General features: G+C 42.8%; 5 protein-coding genes. All 5 read right to left on the bottom strand.

The genetic code is table 11. The features are described from left to right. Nucleotides 1-565, bottom strand: a 565-nt coding sequence (locus VMW39_05255; protein ID HUW23418.1) for a thiamine pyrophosphate-dependent enzyme, incomplete at its 3' end; no start/stop codon positions are given. Continuing rightward, nucleotides 562-1,620, bottom strand: coding sequence for a 3-methyl-2-oxobutanoate dehydrogenase subunit VorB (locus tag VMW39_05250; protein ID HUW23417.1), 1,059 nt, complete (start codon nucleotides 1,618-1,620; stop codon nucleotides 562-564). The genes VMW39_05250 and VMW39_05255, both read right to left, overlap by 4 nt. Nucleotides 1,621-1,913: 293 nt before the next feature. Beyond that, nucleotides 1,914-2,129: a 4Fe-4S dicluster domain-containing protein gene (locus VMW39_05245; GenBank protein HUW23416.1), complete on the bottom strand. Its 216-nt coding sequence runs from the start codon at nucleotides 2,127-2,129 to the stop codon at nucleotides 1,914-1,916. A 15-nt stretch (nucleotides 2,130-2,144) separates the two neighbouring features. Beyond that, nucleotides 2,145-3,812, bottom strand: coding sequence for a DNA repair protein RecN (recN, locus tag VMW39_05240; GenBank protein ID HUW23415.1), 1,668 nt, complete (start codon nucleotides 3,810-3,812; stop codon nucleotides 2,145-2,147). A 357-nt stretch (nucleotides 3,813-4,169) separates the two neighbouring features. Beyond that, a partial coding sequence (locus tag VMW39_05235) for an NAD(+) kinase (protein ID HUW23414.1) occupies nucleotides 4,170-4,611 on the bottom strand: 442 nt, incomplete at its 5' end.

Genomic DNA, 4,611 nt, shown 5'->3' with positions numbered 1-4,611 from the left:
TTTTTGCTTTGATGGTATTTTTGGGGCTGTTGACTGTTACTCTTTCAATATAAACAGAGCCTTCCAGCTGTGCCAGGGCTTCCGAAATCTTAATGGGATAGCCGGCAATCTTAGGGTCTCTTCCCCAGGGAGTGGTGGTGGTCTTCTGAGCAATAAGTGTTGTGGGAGCCATTTGACCACCGGTCATACCATAGACAGCATTATTGATGAATATGATGGTAATATTTTCTCCCCGATTGGCAGCGTGGACCGTTTCCGCTGTGCCGATTGCAGCCAGGTCACCATCACCCTGATAGGTAAAGACAATTCTATCGGGAAGTACTCTCTTGATTCCCGTAGCCACAGCAGGAGGTCTTCCATGAGCTGCCTCGGTAACGTCGAAATTCCAATAATCATAAGCGAAAACAGCACATCCCACAGGGGCAATGCCAATTGTCTTCTCTCTTATTCCTAACTCATCAATGACTTCAGCAATTAGCCGATGGACAATCCCGTGCCCACAACCGGAACAATAAAGATTTCTTTTTGCTGTCAGACTTTCTGGTCGTGAAAATAGTTTTTTCATTTCAATATTTTTTCAATCCTTTCTACAATTACGTCCACTTCCGGAATGCCACCCCCAGGCTTTCCGTAAAAATGTACCGGACATCTGCCGTTAGCCGCCAGGCGCACATCCTCAACCATCTGTCCGAGACTCATTTCTATGGCCAGAAATGCCTTTAATCTATCTGCATTTTCAGCGATAACCTTTTCTGGAAAAGGCCACAGCGTAATTGGCCTGACCAGTCCCACTTTTATTCCTTTCCGTCGGGCAATCTCCATTGCCTCCTTACATATCCGGGCAGAAGTGCCATAGCCCACCAACGCCACTTCAGCATCTTCAAGATTATCTGTCTCCACTCTCATTTCTGTTTTTTTCATCTTTTCATATTTCTTATTCAGTTTCCAGTTGTGCTCTTCCAGGGCTCCTTCGTCCATCAGTAGTGAACGAACCATGCGAGGTTTTCTCCCTTTACAGCCGTCCAGAATCCAATCTTTTTTAGCACTGAAATTTGACATCGGATTCTTCTTCACAATCTTTACTGGTTCGAGCATCTGACCTAAAATACCATCGGCAAGGACAATTACAGGATTTCTGTACTTATCAGCCAAATCGAAAGCTTCCCGAGTTAAATCGTACATTTCCTGAACCGAGGCAGGAGCAAGCACAATTAAGTAGTAATCTCCGTGTCCTCCTCCTCTTGTCGCTTGAAAGTAGTCACTCTGGGCACCTGCAATATTTCCCAAACCTGGTCCTCCCCTTTGAATATTTACAATCACACCCGGGAGTTCACAACCTACCATATAGGAGATGCCTTCCTGTTTCAAGCTTATTCCAGGAGAGGAAGAGGAAGTCATTGCCCGTGCACCTGCCAGAGAAGCGCCAAAGACCATATTAATTGCCGCTATCTCGCTTTCCGCCTGGATAAATACTCTTCCTTCCTCTACCATTCTCTTAGCCATATATTGGGTTAGCTCGTTTTGGGGAGTTATAGGATAGCCAAAATAGGCTTGGCAGCCTCCCTGTATCCCTCCCTCACCCACAGCGTAATTCCCCTGCATCAAAATTCTATCTTCCATTTTTTCAAAACCCCAAAATTTAATTTATAATGCCCTATTGCCTTACAAAGCAAAGCTTCGCTCTGCCGCTACACCTTTAAAATCATATTCTGAAAAAGTTGATTTATGAGAAGCGTTTGAAATTTTCAGCGAAGAAATCAAGCCCACCATTTCTTATTACCATGCTCAGGATGAAAGGATAGTTTCAGGAGCTTTAAATCGGCCAGATTTCGTGTAGTGTAGCCCTTTATGGGCGTAATTTTACGGGCATAAAGCCCTACACTACCGAGCGACTCCGAAAACTATCCTTTCATCTAAACTTTTCCCTCCTTCCATACCTCAATTGCCACATCCGGACACATCTGGTAGCACAAACCACAACTGTTACACTGCCCATTATCAATAAACTCGGCTGGATGGTAACCAGCCGGGTTTAATTTTTCTGATAACTTTATAAGCTGCTTTGGGCAGAATATCACACATAACTTACAACCTTTACATTGTTCAATGTTTATTATAATTTTTCCCATCTGTTTACCAAAATTTTAAGACTGGCCTTCTCTTATCATTTCTCTGGCGTGTTTTAAAGTTATCTCTGTCAGCTGTTCCCCGCTCAACATGCGCGCAATCTCGCTTTCCTTTCCTTTCTTATCCAAAAGAGCAGTCATTGTTTTTGTACGCCCACCACTAATCTTTTTATCCACAAAATAGTGACTCGATGCGAAAACAGCAATTTGTGGAAGGTGAGTAATGCAGATAACCTGATGATTGGGAGAGAGAGTTTTCATTTTTCTACCCACAACCTGGGCAATTTTTCCACCGATGGCTGCGTCAATCTCGTCAAAGATCAAAGTCGGTATCTGGTCTGCCCGTGCCAGAATAGTCTTAAGCGCTAACATTATACGCGATATCTCTCCGCCAGAGGCAATCTGATTTATAGGTTTTAAATCCTCTCCCACATTGGGAGCAACCAGAAACCTGATTTCATCCATTCCGCTGGACTTTATTTCGCCTTGGTTAATCTCCACATCGAATCTTGCTTTTCCCATCCCTAATTCCTTCAGTTCCTGTTCCATTTTCTTCTTTAACTTAGCCCCTGCTATCTTTCTCTCACCAGAAAGCTTGCCCGCCTGCCGCGCAAGTTCTTCCTGGAGTCTCTCTACCTCACCTATAGTCTCTTCCATATTCTTGGCACTATTAAGCAGTTTGTCTAATTTAACCTGTGTTTCTTTTCTATAATTCAGAATATCTTTTATTGTATTTCCATATTTTCGTTTAAGTTTACTAATTAACTCTTTCCTTTCCAGTATCTCTTCCAACCTTTGGGGATTAAATTCTATTTTTCTCCTATAATCTCTTATCGCTATAGCCATCTCATCTATTCGATACTTTACCTCACCCAATTCCTTTAACTCATCCTTCAGTGCCTGGTCGATAGCAACAATCTTTTCCAAATCTCTCTCCACCAAGGCCGTCTTCTCCGTAATCGACCCCGTTCCTTCGTAAAGATGGTGATAAAGCTCCTGGCTCAACTGGCCCAACTTTTCTGCATTACTCAAAACTTTATGTTCTCTTTCCAAGACTTCTTCTTCCTCAATAGAGAGATTAGCCTGGTCAATCTCTTTTATTTGAAATTGATAAAGGTCGATCTGCTGTTCCCGTTCCTTTTCTGAGGCACGCAATTCTTCCAGTTCACGTGACTTCTCTCGAAACTTACGGTAGGTCTGTTCAGTTCTCTTCCTGAGCTTCATCAACACTCCGAATTCATCCAGGAGGTCCCTGGCAACACCAGGCTTGAGCAGGGCCTGATGTTCATGTTGTCCGTGCACATCCACTAAATAGTTACCAATTTCTTCCAGCATTCCCAAAGTAATAATCTGGCTGTTCAGGAAACAGCGACCCCTTCCCTGTCGACTCAATTCCCTCTTCAGAATAAACTCTTCTTCCTTGCAGCTTAAGAGACCTTTCTCAGCGAGCATCTCTTTCAACCTGATATTCTCCTTAACCTCAAACAGTCCCCTGATCTCACAGAGGTCGCTCCCTTTCCTGATAACTTCAGAAGAGGCTTTCTCTCCTAGAACTAGCCCGATTGCTCCGATAATTATCGATTTTCCAGCCCCTGTCTCGCCGGTTAAAATATTCAGACCCTTATCAAGAGATATATGCAATTCTTCAATCAAAGCAAAATTTTTTATGGATAATTCCCGTAACATCATACCCTCAAAAAATGGGGTCAACTCTATTTTTCTCTACGCGACTGGAAAAGGCATGATTTCTGAGAAGCATTGAAATTTTAGCGAGAAACCAAGGCCGACTACATTTCTTCACAAGAAAAGTTCGATTTGTGATGATATTAGAAATTTTAGCAAAAACTTCGCTTCCAAACAAGAAAAGGGCTTGATTTGTGAGAAACATTGGAAATTTTAGCGAGTAAACAAGGCCGACTACATTAGCTTCCAAGCAGAATCTTGTTCGACCCGAAGGGGAGTTTGATTCTGCACCCTGCAGAGGCCGAAGTTTTCAAGCGTAAAAAATTTCCCGGTGTCGAACAAATTAAGCCCTTTTCTATCCTACCTCCCCCCCCACTTCATCTTCGTCCTCAACACCTGGTAATAACTTTTCTTTTCAGGGACAATTAGTTTTAATCTTTCCTTTGCTTTTCTTACTTGAACCAAATCTCCCAACTTCAAGGGAATGTTTTCCTGCCCATCCATAGTAAGAATAACCTCATCATGGTCAGTCTCAACCCTAATCTTAACCGTATCCTTAGACGAAATAATCAATGGGCGTAAAGCCAAAGTATGGGGACAAATAGGTGACAAGATGATAAGCGCTAAATCCGGGTGAACTATGGGACCATTGGCAGCTAAGGAATAGGCTGTGGAACCTGTAGGAGTGGAAATAATTAACCCATCTCCCACATATGTGGCAACATACTGGTTATTTACTTCCAGTCTCAATTTTATTACTCTCGCTGTAACTCCATTTTTTACTACTACATCATTTAAAGCT

This window comes from bacterium (assembly GCA_035530055.1).
GTDB lineage: Bacteria > UBA6262 > WVXT01 > WVXT01 > WVXT01 > WVXT01.
This window is presented reverse-complemented; position numbering and strand designations above follow the sequence as displayed.

Excerpts from the sequence above, each read along its gene's own strand:
- recN (HUW23415.1), bottom strand. The coding sequence starts at position 3,812 with ATGTTACGGGAATTATCCATAAAAAATTTTGCTTTGATTGAAGAATTG.
- VMW39_05245 (HUW23416.1), bottom strand. The coding sequence starts at position 2,129 with ATGGGAAAAATTATAATAAACATTGAACAATGTAAAGGTTGTAAGTTA.
- VMW39_05250 (HUW23417.1), bottom strand. The coding sequence starts at position 1,620 with ATGGAAGATAGAATTTTGATGCAGGGGAATTACGCTGTGGGTGAGGGA.